This is a genomic window from Vulgatibacter incomptus (assembly GCF_001263175.1).
Classification (GTDB): domain Bacteria; phylum Myxococcota; class Myxococcia; order Myxococcales; family Vulgatibacteraceae; genus Vulgatibacter; species Vulgatibacter incomptus.
Window position 1 is genome coordinate 4,056,444 of the sequence record NZ_CP012332.1, and the last position, 20,315, is coordinate 4,076,758.

Genomic DNA, 20,315 nt, shown 5'->3' on the forward strand with positions numbered 1-20,315 from the left:
GAGTTTCATGGTCGCGGCGGGGACATGGATCCGCACCATTGCGGGCCTTCACCCAAAGCAAATCGTCGGTCGGCCGTCCTACCGGTTGCGCCGGGCGATTGCTCCGCACGTCGCCACGCGGCTGCAGCCTTGGGCGTTTCGCATTCCCGATCTGCCGGGAGTCGCGCTCTCGCCCACCGCATTCGGCGACGAGCAGCGGGAAGCCCTGCGTCGCGGCGAGCTCGCGCTGGTGGGCCTCGCAGGGGCATTGCCCGAGGACGCGCCCTACATCCCCGCCCACGACGATCCTCTTTACGTCTACGAGTTTCACCAGCTCGGATGGTTCGCGGGCGCACTTGCTACGCTCCCCGAGGCGGATCCGCTCCATGGCCGTTTGATCGATTGGCTTGACCGCTACCTCGCCTGGGATCATCCCGGCGATTCGCCGTATTGGGACGCTTATCCGTTGGCGTCACGGCTGCTCACGCTGCTTCCGCTTGCCGCCAGGGGCTTCATCGGCGGAAAGGGAATCGAGCGTGCGCTCGGCGCTTCGGCAGTCGCGATTCTGGGGCTCCAGGAGACGCATCTGCAGGGCAACCACCTGCTGCGCAGCCGCGCTGCCGCAGCGGTATCGAGCGTCTTTTTCGAGGGACCCGCTTCCGACAGCGTCGCTGCCTCTGCCTGGACGGCGCTGGTGCGCGAAGCGAATGCCCAGTTCTGCGCGGACGGCGTACACGAGGAGCGGACGCCGACGTACCACCTCCTCTGTATTAGCGATTTGCTCGTCTGCATCGAGCTCGCACGAAAAGCGCAAACACCCGCAATCCGTGCCGAGGTCGAAGCGCTGGTCCGCATCGCTGCGCGCGCCCTCGGCGCGCTGGACGTTCTGACCCATGTCGACGGACGGATCGCCGCTTTCGGCGACAGCGCGCCTGCGTCGTCCCTTCGCTCCGACGACCTGCGTGCATTCGCCGCTGCGGTCGGTATTCGTTCGACTGGCCTGCTCGACGTGAGCAAGTCCGGAGGCTGGGCGCGTCAGACTGCAGGGACGAGTGGCTATACGCTCCTTCAGTCGTCGGGGCTATCGCTCTTTCTCTCCCACGGGCCTTTTGGCGCCAAGCATCAACCTGGGCATGCGCATTGCGACCTCTTCGCCTTTGAACTCGACGTCGAGGGAACGCGCATGATCGTCGACCCGGGCGTGCACGCCTACCACGACACAGAATGGCGACTGCGTTCGCGGGCGTCGTCGGTTCACGCCACGCCGTCCGTCGAGGGCCGCGAGCAGGCGGAGATCTGGAGCCGCTTCCGGTGCGGCTGGAGGCCAACGGTAGAGCCGGCGCGGTGGGAGGCCAAGCCGAACGGCTGGCGCGTCGACCTACGCGCCGCGGCGTTCGGACCGAAGCCCATGCCGGTGGAGCGGACGATCGAATTTGCCGGCACCCAAATTCGGTTCGTCGATCGGCTCCCGGTCGAGTTCTCGGTTGCGCTGCCACTCGCGCCAGATGTCGAGGTTCGGGTCGATTCGCGAGGAGCCTCGCTCGTCCACCCGAAGGCCGCGAAGGGAATCCAGGTCACGCTCGAGAGCGGCACCTTAGACCTGGAGACCTGCTCGATCTCGCACGCCTTCGGCGCGCGAACGCCCTCGTGCCGCCTGCGCCTGCGCTCGGATGCAGCCGGTCGATTGGGCTGGAGCTTACAGGCATGAAGATCCTCTTCGTTTCGCAGTACTATCCGCCCGAATCGAACGCGCCGGCGAACCGCGTGTCCGAGATGGCGAAGGAGTGGGTACGCATAGGACATGAGGTCACTGTCCTCACCACCTTTCCGAACCATCCTGAGGGCAAGATCTACCCGGGCCACAAAAACGGCCGACCCCAGGTCGAGGAGCGGGATGGCGTCCGCGTGGTCCGCGTCCCTGTCTACATCGCGGCGAACAAGGGAATCCTCCGGCGCTCGCTCGCGTATCTGTCTTTCTCGATCAGCGCGGCGATCTTCGGGACCTACCGGATCGAGCGGCCCGACGTCGTAATTGCTACGAGCCCCCAGCTGCTGGTGGGCGTCGCCGGAGCCTGGCTCTCCGCGCGCTTCCGTAGGCCCTTTGTCCTCGAGATCCGGGACCTCTGGCCCGATTCCATCGTCGCCGTCGGGGCGCTGCGCGAGGGCCACCCGGCACTCCGTATGCTGCGGCGGATCGAGCACTGGCTCTATCGCCGCGCGGACGCGGTTGCCGTCGTCACAGAGACCTTCAAGGAAATCCTGCAGCAGCGGGGTGTCACACCGGAGCGGATTGCCTTCCTGCCGAACGGCGTGGACGATGAGCTTTTCCACCCCCGGGAGCTGCCGAATGATCCGACAGGCGAGAACGATCCGCACCCCGGAAAGTTCGTCGTCACCTTCGCCGGCACCATCGGAATGGCCCACGGGCTAAAGACGGTCCTCGAAGCTGCCGAACTGCTGAAGGACGATCCGGTGGTGCAGTTCCTTGTTGTCGGCGATGGCGCTGAGCGGGCCCAGCTCGAAGCAAAAGTCGCAGAGATGAGGCTGACCAACGTGCAATTCAAGGGCCGGGTGCCACGTTCTGCCGTCGCTGGCATCCTCCGGCGAACAGACGCGAGCCTAGTCATGCTTCGGCCTTCTCCGGTCTTCGAGACGGTCCTGCCGTCGAAAATGTTCGAAGCCATGGGGACGGCGACGCCGATCCTCCTCGGCGTTGACGGCGAGGCGCGACGCCTTCTGGAGCGGGCGGACGCGGGCATCCACTTTCCGCCAGGAGACGCTCGCGCGCTCGTCGTCGCGATCCAGCGGCTCCGGAACGACCGCGACGAAACGGCGCGCCTGGGCAAGAACGGTCTCGCGTACACGTTGGCGAACTATGAGCGAAGGCGAATCGCGGCCGGATATGAAGGGCTCCTTCGCGAGATTGCCAGCCCGACGGAGCAGCACACGCCGACCAATGTCGTCGTAGGGGGGGGATAAATGGCGGTTGCATTCCTCTGCCTCTCATTCGTGATTCTGCTCGCCTACAGCTTGACTCCGCTCGCTCACCTGCGATGCCGCATGGGTGGGACGACACCGCAGCGGACCTTCGATTCCCGTGGAAGGTGGATGCCAACAACGTTCGGATTTTCTTCGAAACTGAGCTTGGCTAAGTCAACATGAAACAGAAGATTCTTGTCGTTGCGAGAGTATACTTGCCTGGCGAGCGCGCCGGTGGGCCGGTTAGGTCAATCGCAAACATGGTCGCGAGCCTATATGGAAAGCTGCAGTTCCACATTCTTTGCGGCGATCGCGATAGGGGCGACAAGGGGAGTTACGACGGACTCCCGCTCAACGAGTGGGTCGAGTTAGGTAATGCCAGAGCTTGCTATCTCACTCCTGAAGGAAGGTTCATTCGCATCGCCGAGGTCCTGCACGAGGACTACGATGTAGTTTACCTGAATAGCTTTTTTGATCCCGAGTTCTCGATTCTTCCGCTCATCCTGCGAAAGTTCTTCGGGCGGCGGGCGAGCCGTTGGATCCTCGCTCCCCGAGGCGAGTTCTCGGAGGGCGCTCTTGGGATCAAAGCGGCAAAGAAGCGCGCCTTTATTCTTTTCTCGAAAATGGCAGGGCTGCACAAAGGCGTGATTTGGCATGCTTCGACACTGCACGAAGTAAGGGACATCGAGCGAATAATGGGTCGCGGTCTCGAAATCCGCGTTGCGACCAACCTGGCTGCTCCAGATGACGGCGAAATTGAACGTGGTTGTCTGGCAGCGAAGAGACCGGGCGAGTTGCGGATCGTCTCTATTTCACGGATCACAAGGAAGAAGAACCTGCATTTCGCGATCAATTTGCTCCGCGACGTGGATGCGAGGGTCACTTTTGATATTTTTGGGCCAATTGCGGATGAGCAGTATTGGGAACAGTGTGTCGTGGCAATTCGGGACTTGCCTCCAAATATTAATGTGACCTACCGCGGGGTTCTAGCGCATGAACAGGTCGGGGAAGTCTTCAGTTCGTACGACGTGTTTTTGTTCCCAACTCTGGGAGAGAATTTCGGGCACGCTTGCATTGAGGCGCTTCGCTCTGGGTGCGTGCTCCTCGTGAGCGATCAGACGCCTTGGCTAGAACTTGAAGCAAATCGTGTTGGATGGGCGCTGTCTTTAGACAATTATGAAAAGTTCCAAGAGGCGCTACGGACCTTGGCGGCGTTCGGGAGCCATGAAATGCAGAGCATGCGGGATTCGTGTCGAGCGTACGCATCCGAAAAGTTGAGCGAGATTAATTCACTGCAGCCCTGGGAGGCATTGTTTTCCGGGAGCCATCGGGAGACTCTCGGTTCGTAGCCACTTGACCCGATCCCCGAAAGGAGGACAGGTTATTGGACCAGCGGGTCAAGTGGGAGAATGATTCTAAGAGCCTCGAAGTCCTCCACATCGAAGCTTGACCGGCGCGAAGAACTCCGCGGCGCGAGGTAACCGTACGGAGATGCAGCACGCCGCTCGGTGCCCGATTCGGTTTGACCGCCTCGGCGAGTTCAGGGGATCGACCCTTGATGGAGTCGTTGCTCGTGAGGAGCCGCCCATGCTGGCGGATCGTTCGGCTCAACGCGGGGATGCGCTTCGCATCCTGGAAGATGAAGAGCTGCCTGCCACACCTCCATCGACACCGCGGGACACTGAGACGACCTGAAGACCACCACAAATCCCTCCAACTTTGTGGTAGGATGCAGTAGATTTTTTCCCAAAATGGAGGCTCTCCTGCTAGGCGAGAGGATGGGGGTGGTCGGCTTTGGCTAGACCTAGGGAGATCCTGAGCGACTAAGCATATGCAACCGCCGGATTGCCCTCGCTCGAACAAAGGATGGGAAAAAGAATAGGCCCCAATCATGGCCTAAACTAGCCCCTCGAATTGGAGAATCCATGAAGCGCAAAATTCTAGTCGTGATGGGCACTCGACCCGAGGCCATTAAACTTGCGCCTGTCGTACGGGAGCTTCGCGGGCAGACGGACCTTTGCGAGGTGCTCGTAGTGTCAACCGGGCAGCATCGCGAAATGTTGGCGCAGGTTTTGGCCATCTTCGGTCTCGAGCCAGACGTTAACCTCGAAGTGATGACGCCTGGACAGGATTTGTTCGACATCACTTCTCGAACTCTGCTCGGTATGAGGACGGTCCTTCAGACTTACAAGCCCGACTGCGTCATTGTTCAAGGCGACACGACTACAGCCCTCGGGGCGGCGATGGCGGCATTCTTCGAGAGGATCCCCGTCGCTCATGTCGAGGCAGGCTTGCGCACTGGCGATCGGTGTCTTCCGTTTCCGGAGGAGATGAATCGACGGCTCATCGATCAGATCGCCGAGTGGATGTTTACACCGACTCGACGGTCCAGAGATGCCTTGATCGCTGAAGGCGTGGAGGACAGCCGGGTGACGGTTACAGGCAACACCGTTATCGATGCGCTTCTTGCAACGAGGGCGCTGGCGCAAGCCCGTGCGGTGGAGATTCCCGGCCTACCTGCCGGGTGCTTAGATGGCCTTAGGCCCATCCTTGTAACCGCGCACCGACGCGAGAGCTTCGGAAGGACGATCGACGGAATCTGCCGCGCACTTGTGCGTGTAGTAGACCAGAACCCGGATGTTGCAGTCGTTTACCCAGTGCACCTCAATCCAAATATCGATGGACCGGTTCGCCGCATCCTTGGAGGTAGGGATCGAATCCATCTCCTGCCGCCCCTCGGCTACCTTGAGTTCGTTTCCCTGATGGACCGGTCCCATCTGGTCCTCTCCGACTCCGGTGGCCTGCAGGAGGAAACACCCAGTCTCGGAAAGCCAATCCTCGTCCTTCGAGACGTCACCGAACGTCCTGAAGGGATCGAGGCAGGAGTGGCGATGCTTGTGGGAACGAATGAAGACGGCATCGTCAACGGCGTTCAAGCCGTGCTCTCTGATCCCGCTTTGTTCGAAAAGATGGCCCGTGGAGCCAATCCCTACGGGGATGGAACGGCGTCGGAGCGAATCGCAAAGATCCTCTTGTCCTCATCGCCAACCCGACACCAGACCAAAGCCGATTGACCATGCGATTGCTGAAGGTTGATTACTGATGCCGCTCACGTCTGTCCCCTGGGAAGAGTACGCCCGCCGGGTGGTAATCCAGGTATCAAACTACCTTGACTTTGAAGGCCGATACGGCGCAGGAGGGAGACAGCGACACGTACTGGACCTTGCGCGTGTTGTGAGCGAGAAGTGGAATCGAGAGGTAGTGATCGTTCAAAAGGCCACCAAACCTTTCGAGCGAACATGCCCAAATGGGCTGCCGGTCCTGGGATTGCGCGTTCCAACCTCGAGCAAGGGTGACGCGCTACTCGCCCTTCGCGCGAAGCGGCATCTTCGTCACGACGACGCCCTGATCTATGCAGGTGGGGAAGATGCTTGGCCCTTCTTCTCGAACAATTCCAAGGGAATCCAACACGGGATTTGGTGGGATGGCCCTCTTTCAGCAATGAAGCGACTAGTGCAACGGCACCGTTCAATCGCGTTTGCACGCGCGGTTCGTTCGATCATGTGCGTTGACACCAACTTCATCAATTGGCTCCGCGGAAGTGTATCGGACGGGTTGGAGCTTAGCCTTAAGTGCAACTACATTCCCAACTACGCAGACACAGATCTGCTGACGCCTCGAAACGACACGCCGCCCTCTACTGACCCGCGATTGTTCTTCGCACGACGGTTCGAACGAAAGCGAGGAACCCATCTTTTCATTGAAGCATTGTCGAACCTAAGGCGAGACGGCTTTTCTTTCACTGCTTCTATCTGCACAATTGGGGGCGCCGACACGATCCGACGGCTTCTCGTCCAGGAGTCACTCTCCGAGATTGTAGAAGTTTCGGAAGAGCGAATGGACTCAATCTTGGGCCGCTATCGGCACGCTGACATCGCAGTCATTCCCACACTTTGGTCGGAAGGGACGAGCTTGGCGGCCGTAGAGGCGATCTGTGCAGGTGTTCCGGTAGTGACCACGCCAGTGGGCGGCTTGGGTAACTTGGTTGTCCCCGGATTTAACGGCGTAGTGACCGCCCCGACCGCGCATGGAATCGCTGAGGGAATTCGCCAAATCGCGCAGCCGAGCGCGTGGCTCGAGTACCACAAGAACTGCCTGTCGATGAGGCCATCTCTCTCACGTTCTCGTTGGGAGGAGCGGGCATTGGCTTGGGTGCGGTCGTGACTGCCCCGGCAACGACCACAATTGCTCAGGCGAACGTGCGCCAAAGAATTGCGCAGGGAGCAAAGTGGACGCTCATCGGTTCGATCGGATCCCGGCTGCTTACGCTGTCGTCCGCTACGTTGGTCGCGCGATTGCTCACGACGGAAGACTACGGCGCACTTGGAATCATCCAGACAACAGTCGGCATGTTCGCTGTGCTTGCCGGTCTCAGCCTGGGTTCGACTGGAGCCAAACACGTCGCCGAATTTAGGCGACGGGACCCAGAACGAGCTCAAAGACTCGCGGGGCTCACAGTTCGAGTCGCACTAGTATCCTCGCTTGTCGTTGCGCTCATCCTCACGGTTGCTGCCGGACCCCTTTCAGCAGACATGCTCAGCGCTCCATATCTGCTGCTTCCTCTACGAATCTCGGCTGTCCTTGTCTTTTCAAGCGCGATGGCGGGCGCGCACTCAGGAATTCTGTCGGGCTACGAGGCTTTCGGAAAGACGTCGCGCAATACGATTTTATCGGCAGTTGTCTCCGCTTTCGCCTCGGCTGTCGGTGCAAAGTACTTTGGTCTTTCCGGCGCCATCGCCGGGCTCTCTTTTGGCTCATGCATCCTCTGGTCATTGCAGTCGAGAGCGACCCGGCAGATTCTTGGCCCAAATCGCAGCCGGAAACTGCGGCTGGATGATATGACTCCCCTCTGGACGTTTAGCGTTCCAGCGCTCGTTGCTAGTGCACTTTACGCGCCCACAAACTGGATGGCTTCGAAGATCATCCTGGCGTCGTCGAACGGCTTTTCGGAGCTGGGAATTTTCAATGCGGCCAATCAGTGGTTTATGGCTGTCGTTTTTGTTCCGTCGGTGCTCGGGCAAGTCTTGTTGCCAATTATGGCCGAAAGGAGAAGCGCAATGGACGCAGCAGGTGGCGCTCTGCTTCGGAGGTTGACAAAGGTGTATGTCCTGGCGAGCGGCTTGGTCGTGCTGGCGATCGGCTCCGCGAGCCACTGGATTATGGCGCTATATGGAGAGAGCTACTCAGAGCACTGGCCGACTCTGCTGGTCTCTGTCTCGGCGGCATGTCTCGTTGCGATTCATACCCCCTCGGCCCAATTTCTCGCTGCAAATGGCCGAATGTGGCAGGCTGGCTGCATGAATCTTGGCTGGGCTATCGTGTTCGTGTCCTCAACCACGTTTCTTTCGTCCTTTGGCGCCTTGGGGCTGGCTACGGCGCGCCTGCTAGCCTACTTGTTTCACGCGACATGGACCATCTGGTACGCGCTTCGCCTCGCCTCTGAAAATCGAGAGTCCTGCCCCAGTCCGCCTTGCTGACCTCGAAGTACGTTTAATGTAGAGTTTCGGGGATGAGTTGAGTAATCGACTCTGCTCCACGAGTTTAGTTCCGCCGATGCGGGTCAATGCTACAGCCATCCCGGGCCCGGGGAATCCATGCGTATCGGTCTATCCGACAGACGGTCAGTTCATAGTCTTGTTACGATCGTTCTCTTGTTTTTGCCGGGGTTGCTCCCCGGCGCGGCTAGAGAAGAGGCGAATTTGCTTATCGCCCGGTCTGGGTTCGACGTTAGTGTCTCGACCCTGCTCCTGGTTGTCAATTTGTCGTACCAGGTCTGCCTGTTGATTAGACGGGGGAGGTGGCACGCTTCTCCACAGGCAGCCGTACTCGCCGTCTCGGCCCTGACGACCACTATAGGTACGATAGTTGCGTTCGTTTGGGGTGGGCCGACAATGATTCGAGTGCCGCTTGTTTTTGTGCTCGGCCAACTTGTAGCACTGGCGGCGTGGTTGAATCTACGGGACGAAGAGCGGGGTGGGTTTTTGGCCTCAGTCTGCCGCGCGGCTGTGATGTATTTTTGTGTCTCGATTGTCTATTGGGTGGCTGAACTGCAAGGCGTATTTGCGCAGTCTGACGGCCTTGGATACTCGCGGATGGGAAGCGCGCTGTTCCGGGTAGTGTACATGGGGCTTTTTGTCCCTTCCTTCGGGATTTTGTATCTGATCGCTGCGAGATCCTTGCAGACGAGGCCGCCAGCCGTATTCTACCCGTTTATTTTGGCGGTCACGCTTGCTACCGGCTCGCGATCCGGCGCATTGGTCATCGCGGTGGCAGCAATAGTCCTAACTTTCTCCGTCCCAAAGACGGCGGCACAGGGACTGTTCCGGGCAGTAGTTATCGGGGCGGTTTTTGCTTTTACACTGCCAGCATTGGACCTCGTGTCTGGTACTCGGTATGATACACTAAGTGGTCACGGGCGGTCCGAGTCATTCCAGGCAGCCGTCGACGCGTGGAGTAGCCTTTCGCTGTTTAAGGTTTTTTTCGGGGCGGGATGGGGTCAAATCTATCCGTACTGGACCTGGCTGGAAGCCGGGGCCCCGACCTGGGGTGGAAAGAACTTTTTCTACCTCGGCGGCTCGCAAAGCTTGGTTTCTCCCCATAATAGCATTTTGTGGTTCCTGGTTGAGGGCGGGGCACTTGTGGCTTCGGGTGTAGTTTTCCCAATTGCGGCGAGTGTAATCGGGTGCCTGCGCGCCGGAGTTCGCGATGGTAAAATTATTCTTTGCATTCTGGGGGTGGGTTCTCTTGTCTGGCTGGTTTTGATCTCTGACTTTCTTGTTTGGGATGAAGCCGGGGGCGCTGCTCAACCTTTCTTTTGGCTTCTTCTCTGCCTGTTTTGGCACACTGCGACTTCGCGTGACCCAGCGGTGGCCGCGTCCCGCGGTTGCCCAGAGAGAACCGTCAGATAGGTCGCACCTTCCGAATGTGACAGGGTTCTTTCCCCCTGCACGCGGGAGGCGCTGCATGCCCCTGACATACCTATGGGAGTTCTAGCTCGCCTCTCGCGCAAACAATCGGGATTTTATGCTAGCAACCGAAGGCTCGCGTCGCCCTCCCTGGGCGGCGCCAGCCTCCCGCGAGGGGAGGCTTTGGGAGGGCGACGCGACGAGAAGCGCGCCGTCGAGAGTAGATGAACGAAAAAATTGGCGTGGTGGGGCTTGGGTATGTGGGTCTTCCGGTCGCCCTGGCGTTCGCGAAGGAATTCCCCACGGTCGGCTTCGACATCAGCGAAAGGCGCGTTTCGGCGCTGCGCGAGGGCCGAGACCCGAACGGGGAGACCGCAGGCGAGGAGCTGCAGCACACCTCGATGCGCTTCACGACCGACGCGGCGGATCTTTCGGATTGCACCTTCTTCGTGGTCGCGGTGCCGACTCCCGTCGACTCTGGCAACCGCCCGGATTTGACGCCGGTGATTCGGGCATCTGAGACCCTCGGGAAGGTGCTTAAGGCCGGCGCGGTGGTGGTTTATGAGTCCACCGTCTTCCCTGGCTGCACCGAGGAGATCTGCGGCCCCGTACTGGCGAGGACCTCGGGACTTCGCCAGGGGGCGGACTTCAAGCTCGGCTACTCGCCCGAGCGCATCAACCCCGGCGACAAGAAAAATACCTTCGAGACGGTGACCAAGATCGTCTCGGGCGAGGACGGCGAGACCCTTGAGCGCGTCGCCGCCGCCTACGAGGCAATCGTGCCGGCGGGCGTATTCCGAGCGGCGAACCTCAAGGCGGCCGAGGCGGCGAAGGTCATCGAGAATGCCCAGCGCGACATCAACATCGCCTTCATGAACGAGGTCGCCCACATCTGCGACCGCATCGGCATCCGCACGGCTGACGTCATCGCGGGCATGAACACCAAGTGGAACGCGCTGCGCTTCACGCCGGGCCTGGTGGGCGGCCATTGCATCGGCGTTGATCCCTACTACATCACCTCGAAGTCCGAGGAGCTCGGCTACTTTCCCGAGGTGATCCTCTCAGGCCGCCGCATCAACAACGGAATGGGCGCCTTCATCGCCCAGCGGCTGATGAAGATGCTGGCGAAGGGCGGCAAGCCGATCAGCGGCGCCAAGGTGGGCGTGCTGGGGCTTACGTTCAAGGAGAACGTCTCCGACCTGCGCAACAGCCGCGTGCCCGACATCATCTCCGAGCTGAAGGAATTCGGCGTCGAGGTCATCGTCCACGACGCCTTCGCCGACACGGCAGAGGCGCAGCACGAATACGGCATCGAGCTATCTCCGCTCGCCGCTCTGCGTGAGCTCGACGGCTTGGTAGTCGCGGTCTCGCACAAGCCCTACCTGGAGATGCCTCGCAGCGATCTGCTGGGGATGCTGAAGGGCGGCGGCGGCGCACTCATCGACGTGAAGTCGATCTTCGAGCCGAAGGAGCTACCGGCGTCGATCGCCTATTGGAGCCTCTGAAGCCGACATACCCCTGCGTGCTTCGCCCCCGATCTCCCCCGTGAACGGTCACGGGGGATTGCCCGCGGCGGCGGCACGGCTCACTGCGTCATGCGAGTCCGCGCTGGACGGCGAAGGCGCGGACGACTTCCGCGATTCGCTCGCTTGCTCTCCCATCCCAGAGGGCCGGTCGCCGCCCACCCTTGCCCCGTCCCGCGAGCGCTGATTCAGCTTCGTACATGATGGAGTTGGGATCGGTTCCGACCACCGTGTTTGTGCCCTCTGTCACAGTCACCGGGCGCTCGGTGTTTTCACGCAAGGTAAGGCAGGGTATCCCAAGCGCAGTCGTCTCCTCCTGAAGACCGCCCGAGTCAGTAAGGACGAGCTTCGCTTGCGAAGTCAGTCCGAGGAACTCCAGATAGCCGAGCGGTTCGCAGAGCTTCAGGTTCTTCATTGCCTGCACGCGTGAATCGAAGCCGAAGGCCTCAACCTGCTTGCGAGTCCTTGGGTGGACGGGAAATACGACCGGAAGCTGCTGTTGAATCAGCTCGATCGCGCCCAACAATCCAGAGAGGACCATAGGATCGTCGACGTTGGATGCCCGGTGGAGCGTGAGCACGGCGTAGTTGCCCGGCGCCAGGTCCATCCGCTCCGGAATCCCCAGGCGTCGGGCGGTTTCGAGGTGAGAGAGCAACGAGTCGATCATCACGTTCCCGACCAGGTGGATGCGGTCGGGGGGAGTGCCCTCGGCGAGCAGGTTCTCATCCCCATCACGAGAGGGCGTGAGGAGCAAGTCACTGATCCGATCGACGAGGATGCGGTTCACCTCCTCGGGCATCGAAAGGTCACGTGATCGAAGCCCCGCTTCGACGTGCGCCACCGGGATGAGAAGCTTGGCCGAGACGAGCGCCGCGGCGAGGGTGGAGTTCACGTCACCTGCAACGACTACGAGGTCGGGCTTCTCCTCCAAGCACACCTTCTCGAAGCCAATCAGTACCTTGGCGGTCTGCTCGGCGTGCGAACCCGAGCCCACCCCCAGGAAGATGTCAGGGCGAGGGAGCCCCAGGTCGTCGAAGAAGACGTCGGACATCGAGGCGTCGTAATGCTGACCGGTGTGGACGAGCCGCTGCTGGGCGAAGCCCGCGGCCGCAATGGCCTTCATCACCGGGGCGATCTTCATGAAGTTGGGGCGGGCGCCCACCACGTGTACGATCTTCATGTGCGGCACCGTAGGAAATTGAACGGAAGGCCGCAATCGTTTGAACGGATGGTCGCTCGGCGTCCAAGGGCTTCGCCCGGTCGTGGTGGGCCTCGACAACTTCGTTAGAGGCCACCGGCGTAACTTGGAGGACCTGCAGACGCGGGTCGGATCGGGCCGGTTCGGGCGGCGCGCTCTCGCTTCGTCGACCGGGTTATCGGCGACCTCGGGTACCTCCGCAGGGCCTGCGACGGCGCAGAGCTGGTTCTCCACCACGGGCGCTCAGGTTAGTTCCGAGATTCTGGCGGACCCGACCGCGAACCACCTGACGAGCGTGGGTGGCTTCCTCCTCATGCTCACCGCGCCACGGGACGCTGGAGTGGCCCGCTTCGTCTACGCCAGCTCGAGCTTGGTGTACGGGGACGAGCCCGACCTGCCTAGGGTCGAGGGATGGGAGAGTCGCATCCTCTCGTCCGACGCCCCCAACTAAGCGATGAACGAGCTCTAGGTGGGGATCTTCCAGGACGCTTCCGGCCTTGAGTCGATCGGGCTGCGGTACTTCAACGTCTTTTTGGCCCCCGCCAGGACCCGAACGGCCCCTACGCCGTGATCCCGCGTTAGATGCCGGCCCTGCTGCGGGGCCAGCCCTCCGAGCGCTATGGGGACGGCGAAACCAGTCGGGACTTCTGCTTTCGTGGGCAATGCGGTCCAGGCGAACCTCCTGGCAGCATGGCGCCGGACGCCGCCGCCCACTACCGCGCCTCACAACGTCGCCTGCTCGGACATCATCGCCCTGAACCAGGTCTTCTTGGCCCTTCGCGACGGCCTCGCTGGATTCCGCTCTAAGGCCGCCGGGGCGCAGCCAGTACGTAAGGATCTCCGCAAGGGCGACGTCCGCCAATCGCTGGCGGACATCGGCAGCGCCGCCACACTCATGGGCTACGAGCCGACGGTCATGGCCGGCACCGGCGTCAAGCCTACGGTCGAGTGGTACGCCCAAGCCGTGGAGAAGGGCTTCCTCGCTACCGCGTAGACGGGGTCTATTGGCACGGGATTGAACTGCCCATGACAGGTCAGCCCTCGTGATTGCCGTGGACCGAAACTAGGGCGCGAGGCGGAGCCTGGCGTCACAGCAGCTCGATTTTCGTCACCTTGATTCGGTAACCCTTCGCTCCGGTCTGGATGGTGGTCGTGGTCAAGTTTCCTGCCGCTTTCGAGAAGGTCTTAGTATCTCCCGCAGCGATGGATCCTGGCACGGAGAACGCCACTGTGGCGATCGTGTCGCCGCCGTCGTTGAGCCACTCGACGGTGCCGTGGACGTTCCGCACAGGGAACTCGGCCTTGTTAATCAGCGAGACCCTAGTCAGTTCCCGATACGAGTTGATGATACCCTTGTCGAAAAACTCGGCTTCGCTCGCCTCGATGAACTGGCTCGGACTTGCAAGAAGCGCGTTCCGCGCCTGCGCCTTCCGGGCCGCCTCGGCAGCTGCCGCAGCCGCCTGAGCTGCCAATTGCTGCTCGGCAGCCAGCCGAGCGGCTTCTGCCCGCTTCTCGGCTTCTGACGTACACCCGGCGACGGCGGTAGCTAGGAGAACGGCTAGCCCAAGCGACTTCCACATAGGAGGGGTTCTCCTTGCGAGCGGTACAAACCAGCCTGCGGTCGGAGATCGAACCGAACCGCGGACGACACACATCCAGCTTGGAAAATTCATCGTGGCCGACGTTTTCAGGGAGGTCTGGCAATGAACATCCGGCCACCTCCCAGCCTGGAGAAAAGTACCATGCCCCTTCGTTTGGCGGCGAGAAGTATTTTTCGACTTGTTCTGATCTGGTAGAATTGTTTTTTGTGCCATATTTTGGCGTCCGAGGCTTCTGCGCTTCCTCGGCGACAAGCCCGACGGCTGATCGCCGCTGGCTTGTGAAGCGCTAGGTCGGCGTTACGTTCCCGACAACCGTCGATGCGCCGCTTGCACTTTTTGAGAGACTGGACCTTCCTACTGGAGAAGCAGAGCCAGTAGACCAGGGCGCCTTCCTGTAGCTCGCTGACTCAGGGCCCTATGGCGTCGATTTCTTCGCCGAAAAGGCCCGTTCCCATTCGACACGTACGAGCACATCTCCGGCTCGGCGCATCCGACGGACTAGTCCATGTCAAGAGGAGCGACCGGATGGACCTTCCTCGCATTGGCACACTCCGGGTGGCGGAGGTGTGCCCTCGGAGCCTCGCGCCGATTGGTCGCGAGGCCTCAGTCCGCCGACCAGCGGACACTACGTGGTTGAGTTGGCGGCTGATCGGGCAAGGCGATCGCCTACGCCAAGCACGAGGGCGTCCTCCGCGAGTGCGGCGGCGATGCCGAGCGCTGCCGAGCGGGCGATGGCGAGCTTCCGGAAGTAGAGTGAGGCGAATGCGCTCGCGACCGCTGCCGCTGCGCCGATGAGCGCCAAAGCGGGCTTCGACGTCCCCTGCCGGGCCGACATGCTCCCTACGAGCGCGCCGGATGCCGCCCGCGCGGCGAGCGAAAACGGCTGGGTCCGCGGCGGGGCGAAAGGGAGCTTGTCGATCAAGAGCTCACCGGCCGCGAGCGCCGAGAGGAGCGGAGACAGTCGGCGGCTCTTTTCGAACGCACGATCGCCCAACGCACGTTTTGCGAGTACGCGAATGCTGGTCGCGCGTTTGGCGTGCCGCCCAACGACCACGGCAGGAGTGACGAGGCTCCGCACACCCGACAGCGCCCCCAGCGCCGCCACCTCCCACAGCCTGTCTCGTCTCATCCCTACGCCCTCCGATTGCTCTCGACCTTCGAGCTTGGGCTGCGCAGCCTCACGTCGACCCACTCCGGTTCCGTGGGCATGGGCTGACTTAGTGAACGATGCCGCCAGGCGAGAGGCTGAAGAATACGGAGACCAGTAGTCTCGCCTCTGGAGCAGGCCGACCCCTCGCTCGGCGAGGAGGACGGGGTACATCGAATTGGTCCACATCGAGCCTAGAGTGGGAATGTCGGCCCCAAATGGGGAGGGGGGACCCTGCGTCAAGGTCGCGTCGTTGGCCCTGGAGGTGGCGGGCAAGCGGCAACCTGCCAGTGCAGGCCGCGCAGGCCCGACGGGTCAGGGGAGGCCGTCGACCGCCTGGTCCTTCGGATAGCTGATCGCGTACCGCAGCTCGATCGCGCGCTCCTCCCCGGGCCGACAGGATGCCCGAGGGGGCGAGTCATCCGCTCGACCGCTGCGCCCGCATCCGGCGCGTTTCGCGTATCGTTCAGTATGTGACGGATAGTTTGACAGGCTCCTCGCTGCCGGTAGATTTCCGGTTCCGCCCAATTGCATCTCGAGAGGTCTTCTTCCATGACGATCGATCGCCGCGCCATGCCCGTAGTGCTCCTCGCGCTGCTCACCTTCGGTTGCGGCGAGCGGAAGGAGCCCCAGGGCCGTCCTGAATTCGAGGAGATCCTTCTCGAGGGCGGAGTCCACAAGGGGCCCTTCGTCCTCGGCTCATCGATCTCGGTCTCCCCGATCAACGCGGGAGGCGCTCCGACTGGCCAGGTCTACAATTCGCAGACCCGGAACGACCTCGGCGAGTTCTCCGTGCGCATCGCGTTCCAGGGGTACGTCTCGGTGGAGGGGACGGGCTACTACTACAACGAGGCCACCGGCGAGCTGTCCCGGTCGTTGCTGACGATGCGCGCGTTCTATGAGGTCGGGCACGCGCCGAGCCAGGCGGCGTACCTGAACCTCCTCACGCACCTCAGCTACGACCGGGTTCGGGCGCTTGTCGCGGGTGGTACCGCGATCAATGGCGCGATCGCCCAAGCCGAAGGGGAGCTTCGGCGCGCACTCGCGATCGGACCGAGCGACTTCGAGCCCGCCATCCCGGGCGCTGCGATGAACCTCCTCGGAGGCGAGAGCGACGAGAACGCCTACCTGCTCGCCGTGAGCGCGGTGCTCGCGCAGGCGGCGGTGGACCTCGCGGGCCCTCAGGGGCCGGTCGACGCGAGCCTGCAGGAGCTCCTCAACTCGCTCTCGCGCGACCTCGAAGACGATGGCGAATTCACGGCCGAGCACGCGCAGCTGATCCGCGAAGCGGCGGCGAGGGTCGATCCCGAACTGGTGCGGGCGAAGCTCCAAGAGAGGCTGCGTGCGTCTGGCTCGAGCGCGGTCGCGCCCGACTTCGCGCGCATGCTGGCCGAGACCGCTCCGCGGGTCGACCCGAACCGGTTCACGATCGTGCGCCATCCCGTCGGCGTCGACGACGGCGTGGTCGCGGAGCCGGGCGCGGTGCTCGACGACGACGCCGCACACTACCCGGGCCGGGTCGTGGCGCGCGTAGAGATCTGGGATTCGCCCGCGGAGGGTCGTCTGCTCGTCGCCGTCGTTCCCGACGAGGCGGGCTCCTTCGCCGAAGTCGCGCTCCCGGGGGCCGATGGCACCTCGGAGCGACTCCTGGCACCGCGCCGGCTCTGGATCTCTGCGGCGGACCGATCGGGCCGCGAGAGCAAGCGCTTCGAGATTGGGAGTGGGGAGGATGAGAACGGCCCCGTCGGCACGCCGGCGAATCTCGTCATCACCCGGGCGGACCTCACTCGCCCGGACTCGATCCATGGCGAGCCAGGCGCCTTCGTCGGCGAGAGCGCGATCCTCGCGGTCCGCGTCTACGAGCGCGCGACGGGCGGTGAGCCGCTGGGAACCGCGGTTGCCACGCCTGACGGCGGATTCGCGCCGCTGGCGGTCGGTACGTCCGCCTCCTCCTACCCGCGGCTCTGGGCCGAGGCGGTCGACAAGACCGGAAACGTCGGTAAGCGAGTCGAGGCGGCGGTAGGGAAGGCCGCGGTCCCGACACTCGACGGCGGGAAGGTCGAGATCGTCCGCCGCGGGCTTGGCGAGACCGATTCGATCCGCGGGATGGCTGGCGCGTTCTCGAGCGTCTGCGCACTGCGCGGCGTGGAGATCCACGACCGCGCGTCGGGCGGAGCGCTCCAGGCGTCCGGAGCTCTGCGGCCCGACGGCGGCTTCGACGAGCTGCCGATCGGAACGCCGGACGCCTCTTTTGCGCAGCTCTGGGTGGCGGGCGAGGACAAGTGTGGTCAGCGGAGCGCCTCGACCGAAGCGCTCGTCGGGCGCGTGTCTCTGCCTCCTTCGGTCGAAGCTTCCCTCGTCACCTACCACGGACGCGCAGACGGCGTTGCCGACGGCGTTTCGGCGGCGCCCGGGGCGATCGGAGGAACGAATCCCGTGCGCTCCGTGGAGATCCGGGATGCCCGTTGCGTCGCCTCGATTGTGCCGACCTTGCGTCCGAGGCCGGACGGGGGCTTCGACGAGCTCCCGATCGGGACCGCGCGGGCGGACACTCCGCGTGTCTGCCTCGTGGCGACGAACAAGGCCGGCCTCGCGTCGAGCGGGATCCTGAGCCGGCACGTGGAGGAGGGGCTGCAGCTCGGCTCCACGGGGCTCGTGGATCGGCGAGGAGGCGCGCTCTACTCGTTCGCCTCCGACATCGATCCACGCCTTGCCACGCCGGGGCTCGGGCTGTCGCTTACCGGCCGGACGCCGGCTGCAGCGCTCGCTGCGGCCTCGTCGATCGACGACGTGCGAGCGAGGATCGCGGCAGGGCCCGAGACCCGTACGCGCGCCAGCCGGTGGGAGGTCAACGAGGCCAGCCGCGATCGCTGGGGCCACGCGGTTGCGTACGACGCCGCGCGCGGGCGCACGGTCGTCTTCGGAGGACGGAACCTGGAAAGCGTCAACCTTGGTTCGACCCTCGAGTTCGACGGCACCTCCTGGCGAGAGATCGAGACGGCGGACCAGCCGGCGCCCCGCCTTTGGGCGGCGATGGCCTACGACGAAGCGCGCCAGCGGGTTGTGCTCTTCGGCGGGTATGCAGCGTCCGATTTCAATGACACCTGGGAATACGATGGCACCAACTGGTACCGGATCCCGGTCGCTGGCCCCGGGTTCGGCGCGTACGGCGCCATGGCGTACGATCCCGTTCGCGGCGTGATCGTCGCGTTTTCGGGGATCTTTGGGCGGTCGTGGCAGTACGACGGGATCGCGTGGACCCAGATGACCGTGGCATCCGAGCCACCCGCGCGGGACAGGCCGTTGATGGCGTTCGATCGGGGCCGCGGGCGGATGGTCTTGTTCGGAGGCAAGTCGGGGATCCAGTCCCGCGACGACACCTGGGAGCTCGATGACTCCGGCTGGTCTCTGGTGCCCACGCAGACTACACCCGGAGCCCTCGACGGTCCGACCATGGTCTACGACTCGTTGCGTGGGGAAATGCTCCTGTTCGGAGGCGGTAGCGACTCCCAACAGAGCTTCACCTGGAGCTACGACGGGAGCGATTGGACTCCGATCGCATTCTCCGGGCCGCGGAATCGGCAACACCACGGCATGTCGTTCCACGCCGCCACCGGGGAGACGATCATCTTTGGCGGGGTGTCCCCGGGCTGGGACACATGGAGCTTCGACGGCGCCACGTGGACCGACCGAAGGGTTCGGCCGGCGCAGATGCGCGAGTCGGCGCTCGGGTACGATCCCGGCACGCGCTCGACCGTTCTGTACGCCAAAGAAACGTGGGTCTTCTCCGACGGGAGCTGGCGCGAGGTCACGCCGGCGAACGGCGGTCCACGGCTAGACGAGGCGACGATCGTCTACGACTCGTGGAGCAAGCGGCTGGTCCTCGTCGGGTATTCCGCCGAGAACTCGGGCTGGGCGCTGCAGACCTGGGCCTTCGAGAACGAGACCTGGGTCCGGATCCCGACGACCAACACACCCAGCTTCGGTCGTTCGTACGCTGGGACGACGCAGGCGGTCTTCGATGACCTTCGAGGCCGGCTGGTTCTCTACGGCGGATGGAGGTCGCCCAGCCTCGTAGGCGAGACTTACGAGCTCTTCGACGGTCGGTGGACGAGGAAGGCACAGAATCGCTATCCCCCTCCGCGTGGTCGGCACGCCATGGCGTTCGACCCGGTCCGCGGCCTGACCTTCGTGTTCGGAGGCGATACGACTGCGACCAACCCTGTGAATCTCTCGAACGACCTATGGTCTTTCGATGGAGAAGGGTGGGGGCTCGATCCGATCCCGGCGGGGCCTCCCGCCCGGATGACGCATGCGATGACGTTCGATCCCTCCCGCGGGCGGATCCTGATGGGCGGGGGCTCCGGGGCAACCGGTGGCTTCTCCGATACGTGGGAGCTCGGAACGTCCTGGACGCCGATCGCAGCAAGCAACGCCAAGCCCTTCGAGTCGACGCCGTTCGTCTACGACGGCGCTGTAGGTGGGGTGGTGCAGCACACGCGTGAGACGCGGGTCTTGCAGCGCTCGACGCCGCACCCACGGTACGCGGCGCAGCTCGCGGGCTTCCAGCTCGACCCCCGCGCAGCTCCCACGTCGGTCGAGATCACCTGGGTCGGTTCGGGCTCCGGGGAGGTAGACGGCGCTCCCGTGAACCAGCTCGATCTCTACCTCTGGAACGCCGTCGAGCGGACCTGGACGACGCTCGCCACCGGAGACGCGGCCGAGTCGGATCCCGCGGTGCGTAGCACGCTGATCCTGGTGCCGGACGATATCGCGGACCATGTCGCGGAAGGTCGAATCTGGATCCTGGCCGTGGCGCCAGCCGCATACCCGGGAGGCTCGGTCGCCGAGAGCGTGATCGCCACGGACTACGTCGGGATGAGCGCGGCCTACTTGCTCGACTGAACATCAAGGCGGGGCGGA

14 protein-coding genes are annotated in these 20,315 nt (G+C 63.0%); 11 read left to right on the forward strand and 3 right to left on the reverse strand.

The annotated features are described in order from the left end of the window. Window positions 1-7: 7 nt before the first annotated feature. The 8 genes from AKJ08_RS17045 (at window position 8) to AKJ08_RS17070 (ending at window position 11,428) form a co-directional block, all read left to right on the forward strand. A complete protein-coding gene (locus tag AKJ08_RS17045) occupies window positions 8-1,687 on the forward strand; it encodes a heparinase II/III family protein (protein ID WP_050727171.1) in 1,680 nt (559 codons plus the stop codon). Beyond that, window positions 1,684-2,958, forward strand: coding sequence for a glycosyltransferase family 4 protein (locus tag AKJ08_RS17050; protein ID WP_050727172.1), 1,275 nt, complete (start codon window positions 1,684-1,686; stop codon window positions 2,956-2,958). The genes AKJ08_RS17045 and AKJ08_RS17050 overlap by 4 nt, the downstream gene beginning before the upstream one ends. Window positions 2,959-3,137: 179 nt before the next feature. Beyond that, the gene (locus tag AKJ08_RS17055; RefSeq protein ID WP_082343304.1) at window positions 3,138-4,307 is read left to right on the forward strand and encodes a glycosyltransferase family 4 protein; all 1,170 of its coding nucleotides are present in this window, start codon (window positions 3,138-3,140) and stop codon (window positions 4,305-4,307) included. 576 nt (window positions 4,308-4,883) lie between these two features. Further along, window positions 4,884-6,032 (forward strand): non-hydrolyzing UDP-N-acetylglucosamine 2-epimerase, encoded by a 1,149-nt coding sequence (gene wecB, locus AKJ08_RS18890; RefSeq protein WP_157370781.1) that lies wholly within the window; start codon window positions 4,884-4,886, stop codon window positions 6,030-6,032. Window positions 6,033-6,519: 487 nt separating this feature from the next. Continuing rightward, window positions 6,520-7,182 carry a glycosyltransferase family 4 protein gene (locus AKJ08_RS21020; protein ID WP_420806389.1) on the forward strand — a complete coding sequence of 221 codons (663 nt, stop codon included), beginning with the start codon at window positions 6,520-6,522 and terminating at the stop codon, window positions 7,180-7,182. Further along, window positions 7,167-8,495 carry an oligosaccharide flippase family protein gene (locus AKJ08_RS18900; RefSeq protein WP_169788863.1) on the forward strand — a complete coding sequence of 443 codons (1,329 nt, stop codon included), beginning with the start codon at window positions 7,167-7,169 and terminating at the stop codon, window positions 8,493-8,495. The genes AKJ08_RS21020 and AKJ08_RS18900 overlap by 16 nt, the downstream gene beginning before the upstream one ends. A gap of 414 nt (window positions 8,496-8,909) precedes the next feature. Further along, window positions 8,910-9,926 carry an O-antigen ligase family protein gene (locus tag AKJ08_RS18905; protein ID WP_169788864.1) on the forward strand — a complete coding sequence of 339 codons (1,017 nt, stop codon included), beginning with the start codon at window positions 8,910-8,912 and terminating at the stop codon, window positions 9,924-9,926. Window positions 9,927-10,147: 221 nt separating this feature from the next. Next, window positions 10,148-11,428, forward strand: a complete 1,281-nt coding sequence (locus AKJ08_RS17070) for a nucleotide sugar dehydrogenase (RefSeq protein WP_050727176.1) — start codon at window positions 10,148-10,150, stop codon at window positions 11,426-11,428. An 88-nt stretch (window positions 11,429-11,516) separates the two neighbouring features. Here AKJ08_RS17070 and wecB (AKJ08_RS17075) read toward each other — a convergent pair whose 3' ends face one another. After that, complete coding sequence (wecB, locus tag AKJ08_RS17075; RefSeq protein ID WP_050727641.1) at window positions 11,517-12,626, reverse strand: non-hydrolyzing UDP-N-acetylglucosamine 2-epimerase; 1,110 nt, start codon at window positions 12,624-12,626, stop codon at window positions 11,517-11,519. Window positions 12,627-12,666: 40 nt separating this feature from the next. Here wecB (AKJ08_RS17075) and AKJ08_RS17080 point away from each other — a divergent pair, with 40 nt between their 5' ends. Both AKJ08_RS17080 and AKJ08_RS17085 read left to right on the forward strand, forming a co-directional pair. Beyond that, entirely contained in the window at window positions 12,667-13,095 is a 429-nt protein-coding gene (locus AKJ08_RS17080; RefSeq protein WP_050727177.1) for an NAD-dependent epimerase/dehydratase family protein, read from the forward strand. Between the two features lie 204 nt (window positions 13,096-13,299). After that, window positions 13,300-13,638, forward strand: coding sequence for a hypothetical protein (locus AKJ08_RS17085; RefSeq protein ID WP_157370782.1), 339 nt, complete (start codon window positions 13,300-13,302; stop codon window positions 13,636-13,638). 94 nt (window positions 13,639-13,732) lie between these two features. Here AKJ08_RS17085 and AKJ08_RS17090 read toward each other — a convergent pair whose 3' ends face one another. Beyond that, a complete protein-coding gene (locus AKJ08_RS17090; protein WP_050727179.1) occupies window positions 13,733-14,224 on the reverse strand; it encodes a hypothetical protein in 492 nt (163 codons plus the stop codon). 646 nt (window positions 14,225-14,870) lie between these two features. Further along, window positions 14,871-15,374, reverse strand: a complete 504-nt coding sequence (locus AKJ08_RS17095; RefSeq protein WP_157370783.1) for a DUF4126 domain-containing protein — start codon at window positions 15,372-15,374, stop codon at window positions 14,871-14,873. A gap of 570 nt (window positions 15,375-15,944) precedes the next feature. Between AKJ08_RS17095 and AKJ08_RS17100 the strand changes: the two genes are divergently transcribed. Further along, on the forward strand, window positions 15,945-20,297 hold the full coding sequence (locus tag AKJ08_RS17100; protein WP_050727181.1) for a Kelch repeat-containing protein: 4,353 nt from the start codon (window positions 15,945-15,947) through the stop codon (window positions 20,295-20,297). Window positions 20,298-20,315 lie beyond the last annotated feature (18 nt).